Origin of the sequence: Pseudomonas sp. SC3(2021) (genome assembly GCF_019856535.1) — a bacterium.
In the GTDB taxonomy this organism is placed as follows: domain Bacteria; phylum Pseudomonadota; class Gammaproteobacteria; order Pseudomonadales; family Pseudomonadaceae; genus Aquipseudomonas; species Aquipseudomonas monsensis.
In genome coordinates, this window is sequence record NZ_CP082236.1 from 4676835 (window position 1) to 4696614 (window position 19780).

The 19780-nt window shown below is 61.7% G+C and carries 13 protein-coding genes; 3 read left to right on the forward strand and 10 right to left on the reverse strand.

What is annotated here, in order from left to right:
• Nucleotides 1–156: 156 nt before the first annotated feature.
• The 3 genes from K5Y35_RS20925 to glgB all read left to right on the forward strand — a co-directional run bounded on the left by K5Y35_RS20925 (nucleotide 157) and on the right by glgB (nucleotide 7907).
• Nucleotides 157–2154 (forward strand): alpha-1,4-glucan--maltose-1-phosphate maltosyltransferase, encoded by a 1998-nt coding sequence (locus tag K5Y35_RS20925; RefSeq protein ID WP_222832816.1) that lies wholly within the window; start codon nucleotides 157–159, stop codon nucleotides 2152–2154.
• Nucleotides 2155–2331: 177 nt separating this feature from the next.
• Nucleotides 2332–5673 (forward strand): maltose alpha-D-glucosyltransferase, encoded by a 3342-nt coding sequence (gene treS / locus K5Y35_RS20930; protein ID WP_128614268.1) that lies wholly within the window; start codon nucleotides 2332–2334, stop codon nucleotides 5671–5673.
• A 2-nt stretch (nucleotides 5674–5675) separates the two neighbouring features.
• Nucleotides 5676–7907, forward strand: a complete 2232-nt coding sequence (gene glgB, locus K5Y35_RS20935; RefSeq protein WP_222832817.1) for a 1,4-alpha-glucan branching protein GlgB — start codon at nucleotides 5676–5678, stop codon at nucleotides 7905–7907.
• Nucleotides 7908–7971: 64 nt separating this feature from the next.
• On the opposite strand, the gene K5Y35_RS20940 is transcribed toward glgB, so the two are convergent.
• The 10 genes from K5Y35_RS20940 to K5Y35_RS20985 form a co-directional block, all read right to left on the reverse strand.
• The gene (locus K5Y35_RS20940) at nucleotides 7972–9039 is read right to left on the reverse strand and encodes an autotransporter outer membrane beta-barrel domain-containing protein (protein WP_222832818.1); all 1068 of its coding nucleotides are present in this window, start codon (nucleotides 9037–9039) and stop codon (nucleotides 7972–7974) included.
• Between the two features lie 321 nt (nucleotides 9040–9360).
• Nucleotides 9361–11913 carry an autotransporter outer membrane beta-barrel domain-containing protein gene (locus K5Y35_RS20945; protein WP_222832819.1) on the reverse strand — a complete coding sequence of 851 codons (2553 nt, stop codon included), beginning with the start codon at nucleotides 11911–11913 and terminating at the stop codon, nucleotides 9361–9363.
• A 195-nt stretch (nucleotides 11914–12108) separates the two neighbouring features.
• A complete protein-coding gene (locus K5Y35_RS20950) occupies nucleotides 12109–12891 on the reverse strand; it encodes an endonuclease/exonuclease/phosphatase family protein (protein ID WP_128614265.1) in 783 nt (260 codons plus the stop codon).
• 147 nt (nucleotides 12892–13038) lie between these two features.
• The gene (locus tag K5Y35_RS20955) at nucleotides 13039–13797 is read right to left on the reverse strand and encodes a PIG-L deacetylase family protein (protein ID WP_128614264.1); all 759 of its coding nucleotides are present in this window, start codon (nucleotides 13795–13797) and stop codon (nucleotides 13039–13041) included.
• Nucleotides 13798–13969: 172 nt separating this feature from the next.
• A complete protein-coding gene (locus K5Y35_RS20960) occupies nucleotides 13970–14629 on the reverse strand; it encodes a glycosyltransferase (RefSeq protein ID WP_128614263.1) in 660 nt (219 codons plus the stop codon).
• On the reverse strand, nucleotides 14626–15225 hold the full coding sequence (locus tag K5Y35_RS20965) for an SAM-dependent methyltransferase (protein WP_222832820.1): 600 nt from the start codon (nucleotides 15223–15225) through the stop codon (nucleotides 14626–14628). Before K5Y35_RS20965 ends, K5Y35_RS20960 begins: the two co-directional genes overlap by 4 nt.
• Nucleotides 15222–15980: a PIG-L deacetylase family protein gene (locus K5Y35_RS20970; RefSeq protein ID WP_222832821.1), complete on the reverse strand. Its 759-nt coding sequence runs from the start codon at nucleotides 15978–15980 to the stop codon at nucleotides 15222–15224. The genes K5Y35_RS20965 and K5Y35_RS20970 overlap by 4 nt, the downstream gene beginning before the upstream one ends.
• A complete protein-coding gene (locus K5Y35_RS20975; protein WP_186746847.1) occupies nucleotides 15977–16975 on the reverse strand; it encodes an acyl-CoA dehydrogenase in 999 nt (332 codons plus the stop codon). Before K5Y35_RS20975 ends, K5Y35_RS20970 begins: the two co-directional genes overlap by 4 nt.
• Nucleotide 16976: 1 nt before the next feature.
• Nucleotides 16977–19136, reverse strand: a complete 2160-nt coding sequence (gene glgX, locus K5Y35_RS20980; protein WP_222832822.1) for a glycogen debranching protein GlgX — start codon at nucleotides 19134–19136, stop codon at nucleotides 16977–16979.
• A gap of 309 nt (nucleotides 19137–19445) precedes the next feature.
• Entirely contained in the window at nucleotides 19446–19766 is a 321-nt protein-coding gene (locus K5Y35_RS20985) for a DUF2934 domain-containing protein (RefSeq protein WP_128614259.1), read from the reverse strand.
• Nucleotides 19767–19780 lie beyond the last annotated feature (14 nt).

Consider the following 19780-nt stretch of genomic DNA (forward strand, 5'->3'; position numbering starts at 1 on the left):
CGAAAACGATCCGCTTTTTCGCACAGGCAAATCACTGTGAACTTTTCCCGGCGCCAGTCGCTCGGAACCTAGGTGAGTTCATTCCGGGGCAGGCGCTTTGTCGCGCACGCTGATCCGGCACAAGAGCGTCCTTGGGGCGTTAAGGAGAGATGCTCGATGACTGCTGAAAAACCTTCAGAGCTGAGCTACAACCCGCACATGCCGCTGTCGCAGGCGTTGCTGTTGCCGCGCATCGTTATCGAAAACACCATGCCGACCCTCGATGGCGGGCAGTTCGCCGTGAAGTCGATTGCCGGTCGTGAGGTGGTGGTTACCAGCAAGGTCTTCGCCGATGGCCACGACAAGCTGGCGGTGCGCATCCGCTGGCGCGAGGAAGGCGAGGAGACCTGGCAAAGCGAAGTCATGGCCGATCAGGGCAATAACGGCTGGCGCGGTCAGTTCCGGCCCGAGCATCAGGGCCGCTATTTGTATTGCATCGAAGCGTGGATCGATCATTTCGCCAGTTTTCAGTACGAACTGGAGAAGAAGCACACCGCCGCGGTGCCCGTCTCCCTGGAGCTGCAGGAAGGCCGGAGCATGGTGCAACAAGCCGCCGAACGCAGCGAAGGCCAGCTCAGCGAACAACTGGCCGCGTTGCACCATGAATTGTCCGGGCTGCTCGAAACCGAGCAGGTCGCGCTGTTTCTGCACTCGCGCAGTGCGCAACTGATGGCGCAGGCCGATCACCGCGCCTACCTGAGCGTCAGTCCCGAGTTCCCCGTGGACGTTGAACGCGAGCTGGCCGAGTTTGCCAGTTGGTACGAGCTGTTTCCCCGCTCGATCACCGACGATCCCGCTCGTCACGGCACCTTTAATGATGTGCACGCACGATTGCCGATGATTCAGGACATGGGCTTCGACGTGCTGTACTTCACGCCGATCCATCCGATCGGCCGCGCTCACCGCAAGGGCCGCAACAATTCCCTGACGGCAGCCCCGGATGATCCGGGCAGCCCTTATGCCATCGGCAGCGAGGAGGGCGGGCACGAGGCGATTCACTCGCAACTCGGCACCCGTGAGGACTTCCGTCGCCTGGTCGCTGCTGCTGCCGATCATGGCCTGGAAATCGCCCTCGACTTCGCTATCCAGTGTTCCCAGGATCACCCTTGGCTCAAACAGCATCCGGGCTGGTTCAACTGGCGTCCGGACGGCACGATCAAATACGCGGAAAACCCGCCGAAGAAATACCAGGACATCGTCAACGTCGACTTCTATGCGCCGGACGCGATTCCGAGCCTGTGGGTCGAATTGCGCGACATTGTCATTGGCTGGGTCGAGGAGGGCGTGAAGATCTTCCGTGTCGACAACCCGCACACCAAACCATTGCCCTTCTGGCAATGGCTGATTGCCGATGTGCGCGCGCTGTACCCGGAAGTGATCTTCCTCGCCGAAGCCTTCACCACGCCGGCGATGATGGCGCGCCTGGGCAAGGTCGGTTACACCCAGAGCTACACCTACTTCACCTGGCGCAACACCAAGGCCGAGCTGGCCACATATTTAACCGAACTGAATGAATCGCCGTGGCGCGAGTGCTACCGGCCGAATTTCTTCGTCAATACCCCGGACATCAACCCGGCGTTTCTGCATGAGTCGGGGCGCCCGGGTTTCCTGATCCGTGCGGCGCTGGCGACGATGGGGTCGGGCTTGTGGGGCATGTATTCCGGGTATGAGCTGTGCGAGTCAGCACCGGTGCCGGGCAAGGAGGAATACCTCGATTCTGAGAAGTACGAGATTCGCGTCCGCGATTTCACTGCCCCCGGCAACATCATTGCCGAAATCGCCCAGCTCAACCGTATTCGCCGGCAGAACCCGGCGCTGCACACGCACCTGGGGCTGAAGGTCTACAACGCGTGGAACGACAACATTCTGTATTTCGGCAAGCGCAGCGCGGACGGCAGCAACTTCATTCTGGTGGCGGTCAGCCTCGATCCGCACAACGTGCAGGAAGCGAATTTTGAACTGCCGTTGTGGGAAATGGGTCTGCCCGATGACGCCACTACGCACGGCGAAGATTTGATGAACGGGCACCGCTGGGACTGGCACGGTAAATACCAGTTCATGCGCATTGATCCGGGGTATCAGCCGTTCGGTATCTGGCGGATTACGGCCCCTTGAACCATGTGCCAAACAGTGTGGCGAGGGGATTTATCCCCGTTGGGCTGCGAAGCGGCCCCGCTTTTTTCAGCTGTGACATGTTGTCTGCATTGACGACTGCTGCGCAGCCGAACGGGGATCAATCCCCTCGCCACAGGGGTGACCCTGTGGCATCAGAGAATTCAGCAGGAGTTTCAAATGGCGAAGAAACCCAAGGCAGCCACATTCATCAAAGACCCGCTCTGGTACAAGGATGCGGTGATTTATCAGGTACACGTCAAATCGTTTTTCGACTCCAACAATGACGGGATCGGCGACTTTCCCGGGCTGATCGCCAAACTCGATTACATTGCCGAACTCGGCGTCAATACCATCTGGCTCCTGCCTTTCTATCCCTCGCCACGTCGTGACGACGGCTACGACATCGCCGAATACCGTGGCGTCCACAGCGATTACGGGACGATGGCCGACGCCAAACGCTTTATCGCCGAGGCGCACAAACGCGGCTTGCGGGTGATCACCGAGCTGGTCATCAACCACACCTCCGACCAGCACCCGTGGTTTCAGCGGGCGCGCAAGGCCAAGCCCGGTTCGGCGGCGCGGGACTTCTACGTATGGTCGGATGACGACCAGAAATACGACGGCACCCGCATCATTTTCCTCGACACCGAAAAGTCCAACTGGACCTGGGACCCGGTCGCCGGCCAGTACTTCTGGCACCGCTTCTATTCGCACCAGCCGGACCTCAATTTCGACAACCCGCAAGTGATGAAAGCCGTGCTGTCGGTGATGCGTTACTGGCTGGACATGGGCATCGACGGCCTGCGCCTCGACGCCATTCCGTACCTGATCGAGCGCGACGGCACCAACAACGAGAACCTGCCCGAGACCCACGACGTCCTCAAGCAGATCCGCGCCGAAATCGACGCCAATTACCCTGACCGCATGCTGCTGGCCGAAGCCAACCAATGGCCGGAAGACACCCAGCTGTACTTCGGTGACACCGATGCCGCAGGTGTCAACGGTGACGAATGCCACATGGCCTTTCACTTCCCGCTGATGCCGCGCATGTACATGGCGCTAGCCCAGGAAGATCGTTTCCCGATCACCGACATTCTGCGTCAGACCCCGGAGATTCCCGCCAACTGTCAATGGGCGATCTTCCTGCGCAATCACGATGAACTGACGTTGGAAATGGTCACCGACAAGGAACGCGATTACCTGTGGAATTACTACGCGGCTGACCGTCGGGCGCGGATCAACCTCGGTATCCGCCGGCGCCTGGCGCCGTTGATGGAACGTGATCGCCGTCGCGTCGAACTGCTGAACAGTCTGCTGCTGTCGATGCCGGGCACGCCGACCCTGTATTACGGCGATGAAATCGGCATGGGCGACAACATCTACCTTGGCGACCGCGACGGCGTGCGTACGCCGATGCAATGGTCGATCGACCGCAACGGTGGCTTCTCCCGCGCCGATCCGGCCAGTCTGGTGCTGCCGCCGATCATGGACCCGCAGTACGGCTATCTGTCGGTCAACGTCGAAACCCAGGCCGGTGATCCGCACTCGCTGCTCAACTGGACGCGGCGCATGCTCGCCGTGCGCAAACAGTCCAAGGCGTTCGGCCGTGGCACGCTGAAAATGCTTTCGCCGAGCAACCGGCGGATTCTGGCCTATACCCGCGAATTCACCGACGCCGACGGCAAGCACGAGATCATTCTCTGCGTGGCCAACGTTTCACGCAGCGCACAAGCGGCGGAGCTGGACCTGTCGGCCTACGTCGGCATGGTGCCGGTGGAGATGCTCGGCGGTAACGCGTTCCCGCCGATCGGCCAGCTGAATTTCCTGCTGACCCTGGCGCCGTACGGTTTCTACTGGTTTGCCCTGGCCGCGGAAAACCAGATGCCGAGCTGGCACGTGGAACCGGCGCAAAGCCTGCCGGACTTCACCACGCTGGTGCTGAAAAAGCGCATGGAAGAACTGCTCGAAGCACCTTCGCGCGCGACGCTGGAGCAAGGCATTCTGCCGAGCTGGCTGCAGAACCGCCGCTGGTTCGCCGGCAAGGATGCGGCCGTCGACAAGGTGCATCTGGCTTACGGCGTGCGCTTCGGCGATGCCCAGCATCCGGTACTGCTCAGCGAAATCGAAGTGACCCGCGGCGGGCAGACCAGCCGTTATCAATTGCCGTTCGGCTTTATCTCCGAGGATCAGGTCGGGCCGGCGTTGCCGCAGCAATTGGCTTTGGCCCGTGTTCGGCGCGTGCGTCAGGTCGGTCTGATCACCGATGCGTTCAGCCTCGAAGCGTTTATTCGCGCTGTGCTGCAAGGCATGCAGAACAACACTGTGCTGGAATCGACCGAGGGCGAGATCCGTTTCGCGCCGACGCCGCTGCTGGAGACGCTCGGCCTCGGTGCCGAATCGGAAGTGCGCTATCTGTCGGCCGAGCAGTCGAACAGTTCGGTGGTGATCGGCAATAGCCTGGTGCTCAAGCTGATACGTAAAGTCGCTTCTGGCGTACACCCGGAACTGGAGATGAGCGCTTACCTGACCGAGGCCGGATTTGCCAATATCTCTCCACTGCTGGGTTCGGTCATCCGTCGCGATGCCCAGGGCGAGGACAATCTGTTGATGATCGCCCAAGGCTATCTGAGCAATCAGGGCGACGCCTGGGAATGGACACAAAACAACCTCGAACGGGCGCTGCGCGATGAACTCGCCGATGCCATGTCCGAGCAGGAACAGCATTACAACGCCTTGGGCGAGTTGCGCGATTTCGCCGGGATGCTCGGTCAGCGGCTGGGCGAAATGCACAAGGTGCTCGCTGCGCCGACCGACAACCCCGACTTCGCGCCGCAGGTGTCAACCGCCAAGGATGCGCAGGCGACCGGCAAGGATATCGCTGCCCAGGTCGAGCACGCGTTGAAACTGCTCAAGCAGCATCAGGGCGAGCTCAACGCGGCGGACCAGACGCTGGTGAAGACGCTGCTGGACGAGAAAAAAACCATTCTCGGCCACGTGCAGGATCTGGCGAAAAAAGCCGTCGGCGGTCTGCAGATTCGCGTCCACGGCGATCTGCATTTGGGCCAGGTGCTGGTGATCAAGGGCGATGCCTACCTGATCGACTTCGAAGGCGAACCGGCGCGGCCGTTGAGCGAACGCCGAGGCAAGCACAGTCCGTACAAGGATGTCAGTGGCGTGCTGCGTTCCTTCGATTACGCGGCGGCGATGACCATCAACGTGCACAACGTCGATCACAGCGCCGACTCCGAAGCGGCGCGGCATCGTGTTGCGCAACGGTACCTGCGTGAGGCCCGTGAGGCATTTGTCGAGGCATATCGTCAGGCGGCAGCTAGTCTTGAACATGCCTGGCAAGATCCTGAAGGTGCCGATGCCGCACTGGCGTTGTTCGGTCTGGAGAAAGCGGCCTATGAAGTGGCCTATGAAGCCGAAAATCGCCCGACGTGGCTGCCCGTGCCGTTGCACGGTTTGTATGGGTTATTGACGGGGCTTAAACCCTTTTCCGATCTTGGTGGAGAGTAGTCATGAGTTTCTCGAACAAGGAACAGGGTTCAGCGAAAGAAGCACTGCTGCCGGGGGCGAAAGACATCGACGCCCTGGTACGCGCGGAACATCACGACCCGTTTTCGATTCTTGGCCCCCACGGCGATGGCGCCGCTGGGCAGTTCATTCGCGCCTATTTACCGGGGGCGTTGAGCGTGGTGGTGCTGGACAAGGACTCGGGCGAAGAGCGCGGTTCGCTGCAACAGACTGAAACACCGGGGTTGTTCGTCGGTCACTTTGATCAGGCGCGGCCATACTTGCTGCGCACGCGTTGGGCCGGTGGCGAACAGGTCGCCGAGGACCCTTACAGCTTTGGCCCGTTGCTCGGTGAAATGGACTTGTATCTGTTCGCCGAGGGCAATCATCGCGACCTCAGTGCCTGCCTCGGCGCGCAACTGAAAACCGTCGATGGCGTCGACGGTGTGCGCTTTGCCGTGTGGGCACCGAATGCCCGGCGGGTGTCGGTGGTCGGCGACTTCAACGTCTGGGACGGGCGCCGGCATCCGATGCGTCTGCGTCATCCGTCCGGGGTCTGGGAGTTGTTCATCCCGCGTCTGCAAGCGGGCGAGTTGTACAAATACGAAATTCTCGGTGCCCATGGGATTCTGCCGCTCAAGGCCGATCCAATGGCGCTGGCCACCAGCCTGCCACCGGACACCGCCTCGAAAGTCGCCGCGCCCCTGCAGGTCGACTGGCAGGACCACGACTGGATGAACAGCCGTGGCGAGCGGCAGAAACATTCGGCACCGCTGTCGATCTACGAACTGCACGCGGGCTCGTGGCAGTGCGAACTGGATGATCTGGGCGAGGTGGCCCGTCAGTACACCTGGCCGGAACTGGCTGAACGCGTGATTCCGTACGTCAAGGAGCTGGGCTTTACCCACATCGAGCTGATGCCGATCATGGAGCACCCGTTCGGCGGTTCCTGGGGTTATCAGTTGCTGTCGCAATTCGCCCCGAGTGCGCGCTACGGCACACCGGAGCAGTTCGCCGAGTTCGTCAACGCCTGCCACCAGGCTGACATCGGGGTGATTCTCGACTGGGTGCCGGCGCATTTTCCCACCGATACTCACGGGCTGGCGCAATTCGACGGCACGGCGTTATACGAGTATGGCAACCCACTGGAGGGGTTCCATCAGGATTGGGATACGCTGATCTACAACCTCGGGCGCACCGAAGTGCATGGCTACATGCTTGCATCGGCGCTGCACTGGTTGAAGCATTTCCACATTGATGGCCTGCGCGTCGATGCCGTGGCCTCGATGCTCTATCGCGACTATTCGCGCAAGGCCGGCGAATGGGTGCCGAACCGGCATGGCGGTCGGGAGAATCTGGAAGCCATCGACTTCCTGCGGCATTTGAACGATGTGGTGCATCTGGAAGCGCCGGGGGCCCTGGTGATCGCTGAGGAATCCACCGCATGGCCGGGCGTCAGCCAGAGCACCCAGCAGGGTGGCCTCGGTTTCGCCTACAAATGGAACATGGGCTGGATGCACGATTCGCTGCACTACATTCAGCAGGATCCGGTGTACCGCGCCCATCACCACAATGAATTGAGTTTCGGTCTGGTCTACGCTTGGTCAGAGCGTTTCATCCTGCCGATCTCCCACGACGAAGTGGTGCACGGCAAGCATTCGCTGATCGACAAGATGCCCGGCGACCGCTGGCAGAAATTCGCCAACCTGCGCGCTTATCTGAGCTTCATGTGGACCCACCCGGGCAAGAAACTGCTGTTCATGGGGTGCGAGTTTGGCCAGTGGCGCGAGTGGAACCACGATCAGCAGCTCGACTGGTACCTGCTGCAGTATTCGGAACACAAGGGCGTGCAGAAACTGGTGGGTGACCTCAATCGCCTGTACCGCGAAGAGCCGGCGCTGCACGACCAGGACGACGCACCGCAGGGCTTCCAGTGGTTGATTGGCGACGATGCGATCAACAGCGTCTACGCCTGGCTGCGCTGGAGCAAGGACGGTCAACCGGTGCTGGTGGTGGCCAACTTCACACCGGTGCCGCGTCAGTCGTATCGAGTGGGGGTGCCGTTTGCCGGGCGCTGGAGCGAATTGCTCAACAGCGATGCCGACACCTACGCCGGTTCCAATTATGGCAATGGCGGCGGGGCGTTTACCGAAGAAGTGCCGAGCCATGGCCAGTCATTGTCGCTGGAACTGAATCTGCCGCCGTTGGCGGTGCTGATTCTTAAACCGGGGGCTTGATCCAGGCGCCGAAAAACCTGTGGGAGCAAACATGCTCCCACAGGAATTTTCGGTGATCTGAAAATCACCAGCGCATGCGCACCCCAAGGCTGCCAATCAGCCCATTCAAATCATTGTCATCCACATCGCTGCTGTAATCCGCGCTCACATACAGACTGACCACCGGTGTCACCCGCGCCACCAGGCCCAGGCCCAGCTCGACGGTTGAAGACTTGCGACTGCTGCTGATTTTGTCGACTTGATCCAGGGTCACCGTGCTGCCCGTGTACACCGTGTGCCACAGGTTGGTGCGCACGTAGGGTTCGACCGGCAGACCGTTCAAATCGTAACTGCCTTTCAGGCGTGCGCCGACGCGGCCGCTCCACGCGGTCAGATCGGTGGATGACGCGTTGCCGGAGCCGGCGTAAGGCGTGTCGAGGGTGATGCGTTGATTGATCAATTGCGCCTGGGGTTCGACCACCCAGTTTTCACTCAAGCCAATTGGAAAACCGCCCTCCACCGAGAAGGTCATCGCGTGGCCTTCGGTGGCCTGGCGTACGCCTTGTTCATTGCGACTGAAACCGCTGACCCGACCACCGCTGGCCGACAGATCGACATGCCAGCCCTGTGCACCGATCAGGCTGTAGTAGGCACCGAGGCTCTGACCTTGCAGGTTGAGGGTGTCACGGGTCGGGTCGGACAGGGCGCGGCTGGTGATCACGCCGTTGCCGTTGGCCTGAATCTCGTTGAAACCACCCACCAAACCGATGGTCTGGGTATGGCTGCTGCTTTGCAGGGTCAGCACCGCCGGGCCTTTGAAATCGCCGCTGCCGGGTGTGGCGAAACCCGAAGACAGCACATCGGTTTGCGCCCGACGTGCACTGCGTCCATACAACTCGTCCCACGCTGAGGGTGCGAGGTCTTCGGTGATCAGGCGCGTGCCTTGCAGATCGGGCCGTGGACTGAAGCGTTGGGCATTCGGGGTGATCACGGTCGTGGGCAGGGTTAGCACTTGCGCATCCGCGCGATACCACGGGGTGGTTTCATCCGCCGCAGGACCGGCCTGCGCCTCCATGGATGAGCACAGCAAGATTGAACTCGACACTGTGCAGAAAGTGATTTTGATCTCGTGTGGGGTGATTGAAGTTTTCATGGAGGTCTACCTTGCGGGCGCATGCGATATCTCGATGTGGCGTCTCTCCTACCCCGAACGAGGGGCGACCGAATGAAGCGGGGCAAGCCATGGCCGCTCGATTTCGCGAGTGTCCGAGGGTTGCCCCGGATAGTGTTTCCGGGGGTAGTAAGGTAGAGATAAGGAGAGTCGCGCCCGTACGTCAAGAAATTGAACGATGAGCGGTAGCGGTAAATCGAGAGTCGCAAGCGTTTGTTTTTCTGCACATAACTAAGTGTTTGTTTGCATGGAGAAACGCGATGAAAGTCCCGAGGTAGAGAGGTTCAATTGCCGACGGAAGGTCTACCAGCTGAGGCGAATACCCACATTGCCGACCACGCCGCGCAGGTCATTGCTGTCAATATTGCTACTGTAATCGGTGCTGGCGTAAACGCTGACGGCGCGGTCGAGCGTTAACACCACGCCCAGGCCCAAGTCCGCCGTCGAGGACTTCTGCTCGGTGGTGATCACGTCATTGTCGCCAAATGTCACCGAGTCGGTGGCGGAAAAGGTGTGCCACAGATTGGCGCGCACATACGGTTCCACCGGCAGACCGCTGACTTGAAAACGGCCTTTGAGCCGAACGCCGAGACGACCGATCCACGAACCGTCCGAGTCGAAAGAGACCTTCGAGATCCCGTCGTTCTGGTTGTCGAGGGATATTTTCTGGTGGATGACCTGCGCCTGCGGCTCGATCACCCAGGTGTGATTGATCGGGAAGGGATAACCGGCTTCGGCAGATAACGTCAGGGCATGTCCACGGTTGTCCAGTTTGACCCCGCGAACGGAATGGTTGTCGCCGTCGAACCGGGTGCCCATCACGACCGTGTCGAGGTAGCCGCCGTGCGGATCGGTCAGCGTCCAGTACAAGCCGTAGCTATCGCCTTCCAGCTTGATTTTGCCGGCGCTGTTGTTGTGGAAGCCCTCGTTGAAGCCATCGACATCACCTTGCAAACGGCTATGGCCAACAAAGAAACCGACGCGTTGAGTCTGGCCGCCGGTGGTCTGGGAGCTGTACAGATCATTGCCGACCTGAAAGCCGCTGAGCGAGCCGTCCAGTCGCGGTGTCACGGTGCCGGCCCAGGTTTGCTCAAGATTCTTGCCATAGACCCGGCCCCAACCCGCGCCGAATGCCCCGAGTTCCGTGAGCAGGCGCTGATCGCCCTGACGGTCATGAAAAGTGCCCAGCGCATTGAGGCTCAGTTGTGCGGCGGCGGGTGGCAATACCGACCACGTCGGGACTTCCGGGCGATACAGGGGAATTGGTGCGGCGCCCGCCATGGCGGCGGGCAGCGCAGGCAGGGTGGCGCTGATCACTGCGGGTGTTGGCGTTCCCGGTGCGCCCGATGAGGCTGCCAGAGGTGTGATGGCCGCCAGTACCGGCGTGGCAACCACCGGTACCAGCATCGGTGGCTGGGTCGGGTCGGGGTTAGGCACGCTCACCACTTGTGGCGCGACCACCGCCGAACGCAAATACCAGCTGTTTTCAGTCCCGGCCGTGACGCCACCCTTGAACAGGTAGTAGTCATACGCACCGGCGGATATCGGTGCGCTGAGGGTGAAGGCGTTATCGGTACTGACGGTGCTGCCTTGCGCCTGTACCAGTTGAATACCGTTGAGTTGAGTCAGCGCACCCAGCCCGCCGACGTTGGTGACCGTGATCACTGTGCCACCGCTGAGGCTACCGTTGCTGACCACCAGTTTGTCGCTGGGCGAATCATCGGCACCGACTACGCTCTGCAGCAGTAACCGGCCGCTGCTGCCGACATAGTTGCCTTGCACCGTCAGCGCGTCGTCGGTGCGAGTGTTATTGCGCGTCAGGTCGACGATCCCCGAGTTGTTGACGCTGATGGCCTGGCCGACGACGGCCGGGGATACCGCGCCCTGCGCCGAAAACAACGCGCTGTTGGCATCCAGGTTCAACACGCCAGTGCCGGTGCCCGCGTCGCCCAGGGACAAGGTGGACGATCCCAGATCCAACTGCGAGCCGTTGCTCAGGTTGATCGTTTCCCAATTGCCGAACCGCGCGGGCAGCGCCGTTTGTACGTTGTCGAAAGTCAGCGTATCGCTGCCGACGCCGCCATCGACGCCGGGCGTCAGGGCCAGCACGCTGTCGTCGAGGTTGCGCAGGGTGGCATTGTCATTGCCGACGTCCATCAGGATCGCCGAGCGGATAATGCCGCCGCTCCACAGCAATTGGTCATCACCGACACTGGCGCGAATCTCGCCGACGATTTCTCCGCCACTCACCGTGATGCTGTCGTTACCGCCGCTGACACTGACGTTGCCGCCGATGCGCCCGCCGGAAACAATGATGGTGTCGGTACCGAAACCGGTGACCAGATTGCCGAGAATCTGCCCGCCAGACATATCGAAAATATTGTTGTCGAGCTTCATGTCGACCCGGCCGATCGTGCCGCCGGTGAGACGTGCGACATCGCCGTCCTCGAAGGCGCCGACAATGGTGCCGCCCGTCATCAGAAAGGTGTCGCGGCCGTCACCCTGGGCGAGCGAGCCGATCGAGCCGCCCGTCATGACAAAGTCATCAATGCCGTTGCCCTGATTGACTGCGCCGGTGATGACCCCGGAATTGATTTCGACCCGGTCGGCGCCGACGCCAAACGTCACGCTGCCGTTGATCCGGCCGCTGCCGTTGGCGGGGAAGGTCAGGCTGTTGTCGCCGGACAGGTCGGTCAGCGTACCGCTGGTGCCACTGTCGCAGATGAAAGTGTCATTGCCCGGCCCTGGAACAAGTGTGCACGCCGCCGAGGCGGGAGAGCTGGTGAGCACCAGAAGCGAGGCAGGCAGGAGGAGCGCGTGCGGCAATGTTCGCAATGGCTGGATGTAGCGCGTCATGGCAATTCCCTAAAGCAGGATTTCGGGAATTCATCCTTGAGCGAGCAGGGGATCGGTACTTCCCGTGCAACTGATGCACTACATGAGATTCATGCTCTAACAAATTGAAAGCGCTACTCCTTAAGCTGATTTAGGTGTAGATGGTTTTCCCCTCGGAGCAAGCAAGACTGACGAGCGGTATTGCCGCAAGCACCATTACAAATGCACTTCTACGGCCAGCGGCAAATGGTCCGACAGGTGCGTCCACGGCTTGTTGCCGAGGATCTTCGGGGCGTGACTGCTGGCATTGCGCAGGTAGATCCGGTCCAGTCGCAGTAATGGAAATCGTGCCGGGTAGGTCTTGGCCGGGCGCCCGTGATGGCGTTCGAAAGCTTCATGCAGGTAGTCACGCCGGGCGAGGGCGGCGTTGCCCTGCAACTGCCAGTCGTTGAAGTCTCCGGCGATGATGACCGGTGCATCGTCGGGTAACGATTCGAGCAACTGGCAAAGCAGTTGCAACTGCAATTGGCGGTGGCTTTCCAGCAGGCTCAGATGCACGCAGATCGCATGGACTTCGGCATGCCCCGGCACATCCAGCACACAGTGCAGCAGGCCACGGCGTTCGGGACCGGTGATCGACACATCAAGGTTGCGGTATTCGCGGATCGGGTATTTGGACAGTAATGCATTGCCGTGATGACCATCGGGGTAGACGGCGTTGCGCCCGTAGGCAAAATCGCTCCACATGCTGTCGGCGAGGAATTCGTATTGCGAGGTTTGAGGCCATTCGTTGTAGCGGTTCGAATGCCGCTCGTGTTCGCCGACCACTTCTTGCAAAAACACCAGATCGGCCGAGGTACTGCGCACCGCCTCGCGTAATTCCGGGAGAATGAAGCGCCGGTTCAGCGCGGTGAAGCCCTTGTGGGTATTGACCGTGAGCACCCGCAGGCGATGAATGACTGGCGCGTCGACCACATGACGCTTGGGATCGCTGGACACGTTCGCTCCTCTGAATTCTGTCTTCCTGTACATGCGACTGATGCGGGTGGCTGGCAGTTCCTCCAATTGCTCGCGCAAACACCTGCAGGCGCCGCCTTCGGCAACGTCTACAGGATATTGGGTCGGGCTGAGAGTTTTTTGCAGGGCTCAGACGAAGACGATTTCGTAGGGCAGGCGCATTCTTTCGAGGATCACCGGCGGCAACATCGGCGCAATGCCGATCGCCGGTTCGCCCTTGAGCTGGCTGGCGTAGGCGTGGGTGGCGTGGCTTTTGCGCGCGACGGTCCAGGTGTCGAGGCGCAGTTTGCGCGCGCGTTCCCAGGGAATCAGTGCATGGTCGCGCTCCGGCCAGTGCCAGGCCCAGACCGGTACGTCGTGGAAGGTCGCACCGGCCAGTTCTGCGGCTCTGGCGGCGGCGTGGCCGACCGCTTCGTGATCGTCGTTGCCATCCCCGCGCCAGGTGCTGAACACGGCATCGCCGGGGCGCAGGTAACGGCCGATGAAGGCCACCAGTTCGTTTTCCTTTTCGCGCAGGGCGTTGTCGGTGAAGCCGCCGCGCACCCATTTCAGGCTGTGCATCGGCAAGCCGAGGCGGCGCAAGGCTTCGACACTTTCCTGGGGGCGGAACACGCTCAGGCGTTTTTCCGACCATTGTCGGGAGCCGGGATGGCTGGCACTGCCGTCGGTGATCGACAGCAATTGCAACGGGTGGCCAAGGCCGGCGAGCAATTGCAGCAGGCCACCGCAGGTGACCACTTCATCGCCGGGGTGCGGGGCAATCACCACCGCACGGGCGCCGGCGGGCACCAGGCTATGGGTATTGATGACGGGAATGTTGTCGAGTTGGGCGGCGCTGTTCCAGATTTGCGCCGAGGGACTGTTTTCGCTGAGGGATAACGGTTTCATGGGTGCGACGTCCTTGTTGTGTCTGGCCCTCAGTCGGTGGCGTGGCCGCCGTCCGACCCGTGAAGGCGGATTGTTTGCCATGCGACGCTCCGAACCCTGGATTGCCGCGCAGCAGAGTATTGCCCATGAAGTGAAATTCGTCGCGTCGCAGATTGATCTGATCCGGTTTTTTTTATTCCAGGTGTGCCAGATGTCGCAGATAGTCACCAAATCCTCCCCGTGCCCGGCTGTCGAGGCGGGCGCTGGTGCGGACCTGCGGGCGATGGCTCCAGGCGATGTTCGCCCCGGACAGTTCCAGTTCGCGTACCAATTGCACGTCTTCGTCGCAAGCCAGCGGTTTAAAGCCTCCGGCCCAGCGATAGGCGTCGGCGCTGATGCCCAGATTGGCACCATGAATGTGCCGATGGCCGTCGCAGGCCCGGTAGTGACGGTGGTAACGAATTTGCGCGGCCTCGTCGAAGGATTCGTCCCAGCGCTCGACCGTCACCGTGCCACACACGGCGTCTGCCCCGAGGCCCAACTGCGCCACCAGCCAGTCATCGGCCACACGACTGTCGGCGTCGGTGCAGGAGATCCAGCGTGCGCCGCGCTCCAGCAACATGTGCGCCCCGGCAGCCCGGGCCTGACCGACATTGCGCGCCTCGATGTGCAGGCTCAGCACCGGGTATTGGCTGACGATGTGCGCCGAGCGGTCGGTGCAACTGTCGAGCACCACTAGCACTTCCACCGGTTCGCCAGCGAGCAGTCCGTGCTTGCTGGCGCGCAGGGCGGCGCTGAGGCTCTCGTCGAGCAGCGCTTCTTCGTTGTGTGCGGGAATCAGAATGCCGATCATCGCAAGCCCTCCAATGCTGCGACCGAGCGCGGTTCGCGGCTCCACAGCTCGAGGATGAAATCCGCTTCCTGATGCAGCACCAGGCGCGGCAGATGCAGGTGTTCGTGGATCAGGTCATGGACCTGCCGGGCGTTCAACGGACAGCCTTCGATGGGCGGGCGCCAGTGGCAGGCCAGCAGTTGTCCGTCGGCCGTCAGGGAATCACTGATCCGCCGGATCACTTCTGTCAGATCGGCACGGTCGAGGTAGTAGCCGATTTCGCTAAATACAATCAGGTCGAATTTTTCCTCCGGCCAGTCGCCGGGCAGACGGTTCTGACGGACTTCGGCATGGTCGAACAGGCTCAATCGGGTACGCGCCAGATTCACCGCCGCGTTCGCAGTGTCGCAACACAACAGACGATCGCAACGCCCGGCCAGCTCGGCGCTCAGCTCGCCATTGGCACAACCCGGCTCGAAGATCGCCCGATAGTGCGGACGTGGCAGCGCGGCGAGGGTGATCGCGCGTTTGCGTTGCTCGTACCAGCGTTGGCGAAACGCCCACGGGTCATCGTTGCCGGCGAACAGGCCGTCGAAATAGCGATCGTCGACACTCACAGGAACACCACTTCGAAGGGTTGCAGCAGGCGATCAATCACGTAGGGCGCCAACACCGGAGCCAGGCCGGCGTCGCGGTCGCCCTCCAGTTGACTGGCGAAGGCGTGCACCGCATGGCGTTTGCGCGCCACCTCGGCCGGTGTCAGGAGGATCTTGCGCGCCCGGTGCCACGGCACGCCGGCGTCCTCCGGCGCGGCCCAGTGCCAGGTCCACACCGGTAATTCATGACAGGTCGCACCGACACGGCGGGCGGCATCGACGCTGGCGCGGCCGACCGCTTCGTGGTCGCTGTGGCCATCTTCGCGCCATGTGGTGAACAGCACATCGTCGGCGCGCAAATGACTTTCAATGAAAGCGCTCAGCGCCTGTTCCTGAGCGGCCACCAAGGTGTCGGTGAAGCCACCACGCAGCCACTTCAGACTGTGCATCGGCAAGCCGAGGCGGCGCAGGGCTTCGGCCGATTCCTGCGGACGCACGACGCTGAGGCGTTCCACCGGCCAGCGTTGCGAACCGGGGTGGCTGGCGCTGCCGTCGGTGACGGAAATCAACTGCATCGAACGGCCCGCTGTGGCGAGCAATTGCAGCAATCCACCGCAACCGAGCACTTCGTCGTCCGGGTGCGGGGCGACGATCACAGCGCGTGCACCGGGCGGCACCAGTTCTTCGACGGTTATGCCCGGCACTTCGGCCAAACGGCGTGAACCCTGCCACTGATGCAGTGACGTGCCCTGGCCGACGATCGGATTGCTTCTCATAGCGACCAGACCTCGTCGGCTTGCCGGGTGACCAATTGACCGAGGGCGGCCAGATCGCGTTCGGCGTGGCTTTGGCGCAGAAACACCGGCAGGTCGGCGACCAGGCCGGCGAAATGCCGATCCTTGCAAAAAGGCCCGGCCCCGAGCGCACGGCCGACTTCGCGGATCACTGACTCGGCCGACTGCTCGACCACGGCGCGGGCACGGCGGGCGAGCAGTTCGGCGTTGGCTTCGGGATGCGCGTCGATTTGCAGCGCGCTGAAGCGCAACACATCGGCGGCGGCCTGCAATGCACTGTCGACCGCGCCCAGATGGGCGAGGGCGTGAGGTTCTTCGCGTTGTGCGCAGTGCTGGCGCAGCGACTCGGCAAGCTGCCGCGCGGCACCGTACCAGCACGCGGCAATGCCGATCCCGCCCTGCCAGAAGCCTGGCCGTTGCAGGTAGTCGCCAGGACGGCCGATGGCCTGACCCTCGGCGTCTTCGAACACGACTTCGACGCTGCCGGTGGCACCCATACCCACGGCGTGCCAGCCCTGATCGGTAATGCGCACCCCGGGTTGATCAAGGGCCACGGCCACCAGTTGCTGCTGATCGTTGCTGTCCCACGCCGTGAGCAAGGCATGGCTGAGCACCGAGGCACCGGAGCACCAGGCCTTGCGTCCGTTGAGCAACCCCATGTGCCCGGCGGGGGTGACCTTGACGCGCGCCTGCGGCGGCTCGGCCGCCCACATCCCCCACGTACTGCCGGGTGTTGGCGTGCCGCCCAGTTGTTCGATGATCGCCTGTGCGTCGGTGTGGCCCTCATAGAGTTTACACAGCCCCAGATCATGTCCGCCGACCTGGGCCAGGCGCTGAAAGCGTTCCAGCGTGTGCCCGCTGCCCGGTAACGGCAGCCGGTCCAGACCGGCCTCGACCATCGCCCGCAGGCAACTGCCGAGGGCGACGGTGTCGGGATAATCCGGCGGGCGGCGGGCGAGGTAGCGTTGCAGATCCATATCAGTCTTCTTCATCACGTTGCAGTTCGAACAGCAGCAGCGAACGGCCGGTGACCGAGTATTCATGCCCGAATTCGAAGCGTTCCTGACCTCGGATCGACGGCTGATTGGTGTCGATCATGCAGGTCCAGAAACCGCCGTCAGGCACTTCCGGCAGGGTGAAGTTGACGATGTCGTGGTGCGCGTTGACCACCAGCAGCAGGGTCGCGTCGCCACCCTTGCGGCGAATTCCGGTTTCCTGGGCACGGCCATCGAGCAACATGCCCAGGCAACGGTTATGGGCGTCATGCCAGTGCTCGGTGGTCATTTCGGTCGCATCCGGCGCGAGCCAGGTGACGTCCTTGACGCCGATGTCCTCGTTGTACTCACCGACCAGGAAGCGTCCGCGACGCAGGATCGGATACGCCAGACGCAGCTTGATCAGGCGTTTGACGAATTTCAGCAGGGCCTTGCCGTCTTCGCTCAGGTCCCAGTTGACCCAGCCGATCTCGCTGTCCTGGCAGTAGGCATTGTTGTTGCCGTCCTGCGTACGGGCGAACTCGTCACCGGCGACGATCATCGGCGTGCCTTGCGCCAGCAACAGGGTGGCGAAGAAGTTGCGCATCTGTCGATGGCGCAGCGCGTTGATCTGCGGATCGTCGGTCGGGCCTTCGACGCCGTGGTTCCACGACAGGTTGTTGTTGCTGCCGTCCTGATTGTTCTCGTCGTTGGCCTCGTTGTGCTTGTCGTTGTACGACACCAGATCGTTGAGGGTGAAACCGTCATGGGCGGTGATGAAGTTCACCGACGAATACGGCCGCCGTCCGCGCTGGTTGAACATCTCGCCGGAGGCGGTCATGCGACTGGCGAAGTCGGCGACCTGGCCGTCGTCACCTTTCCAGAACGCGCGCACGGTGTCGCGGAACTTGTCGTTCCACTCGACCCAGCCCGGCGGGAAATGACCCACCTGATAGCCGCCGGGGCCACAGTCCCACGGTTCGGCGATCATTTTCACCTGACGCAGTACCGGGTCTTGGCGGCAGGCAACGAGGAAGCTGTGACGCTCGTCGAAACCGTCGTGATAACGGCCGAGGATGGTCGCCAGGTCGAAGCGGAAACCGTCGACGTGCATCTCGCTGGCCCAGTAGCGCAGCGAGTCGGTGACCATTTGCAGCACGCACGGGTGGCTCAGGTCCAGCGTGTTACCGGTGCCGGAATCGTTGATGTAGAAGCGCTTGTCGTCGGGCATCAGCCGGTAGTACGAGGCGTTGTCGATACCGCGCATCGACAGGGTCGGGCCTTGCTCGTTGCCCTCGGCGGTGTGGTTGTAGACCACGTCGAGGATCACTTCGAGGTTGGCTTCGTGCAGGTGCGCGACCATTTCCTTGAATTCGGCGATCTTGCCGCTGGCCAGGTAGCGCGGGTCCGGGGCGAAAAACGCGATGCTGTTGTAGCCCCAGTAGTTGGTCATGCCCTTGTGCAGCAAGTGCTGGTCATTGACGAACGCGTGGATCGGCAACAGTTCGACCGACGACACGCCGAGCTTGCGAATGTGCTCGAGCACGTCATCGACCATCAGACCGGCAAAGGTGCCCCGCACGTTTTCCGGCACCGACGGATGACGCATGCTGATGCCGCGCACGTGGGTTTCGTAAATGATGGTTTTGTCCCACGGCACGCTCACGCGGTGATCGTTGCCCCACGTGTGCGCCGGGTCGATGACCTTGCACTTGGGCACGAAGGGCGCGCTGTCGCGTTCGTCAAAACTCAGGTCGGCATCGGGGTGGCCGATGGTGTAGCCGAACAGCGCTTCGGACCATTTCAACTCGCCGACCAATTGCTTGGCGTAGGGGTCGATGAGCAATTTGTTGTGGTTGAAGCGATGACCGTTGGCCGGGTCATACGGGCCGTACACGCGGTAACCGTAGATCATCCCCGGATGTGCATCGGGCAGATAGCCGTGGTAGATCTCGTCGGTGTATTCCGGCAGCTCGATGCGTTCGATTTCGACTTCGCCGGTATCGTCGAAGATGCACAGTTCGACCTTGGTGGCGTTGGCGGAAAACAGCGCAAAGTTCACCCCCAGGCCATCCCAGGTCGCACCGAGCGGGAAGGGCAGACCTTCACGGATTCTGGACGGCTCGGTGTGCGCGGCGGGCTCGGCTTTCTTTGGACTGGACATGATTGCTCCTGCAAATCGGGTTGGTTCGAATAACTGATCAACTGTGGGAACAGCATCGGTGGCGAGGGGATTTAGCGAAACGTCGCACCGCCCCGATCAGCTGCAAAGCAGTCGCAAAACCAGTGCGCGCGGGATGTCTGACACATCACCGTTGCTGTTTTGGGACCGCTGCGCGACTGATCGGGGACAAATCCCGTCGCCACAGATTTCTCTCCCTGACAGGGGTATTTGAGGTTTCTTGAGGACGAGTTGGCCCTCGGTGGCGAGCGAACTCGCCACACGGTCGTTCAATTCAATAATCCGGGTGTGTCAGTTGGCCGGGGGCTTGCGTGGGGCCCGGGGCTTTTTCTCGGCGGCTTTTTCACCCGGCGGCACGACCTTGGCGGCGCTGGCCGGCTTGGCTTTAGCTGCCGCTGGTGCCTTGGGCTTGGCCGCCGGGGCCTTGGTGTCAACGCCTTTGCCGGCGGTTTTGCTGCTGGCGGCTTTCGGCGATTTCTTCGGCGCCAAAGCCTCGGCTTCAGCCAGCTTGCGTGCCATCTCCCAGTGGCGTGCTTCGTGGCCTTCAGGTTTACCCTCTGATTCCCAGATCTGATAGGCGAACTCGCGGATGCGTTTATCGTCGGTACTCATCGCAATGCTCCTGA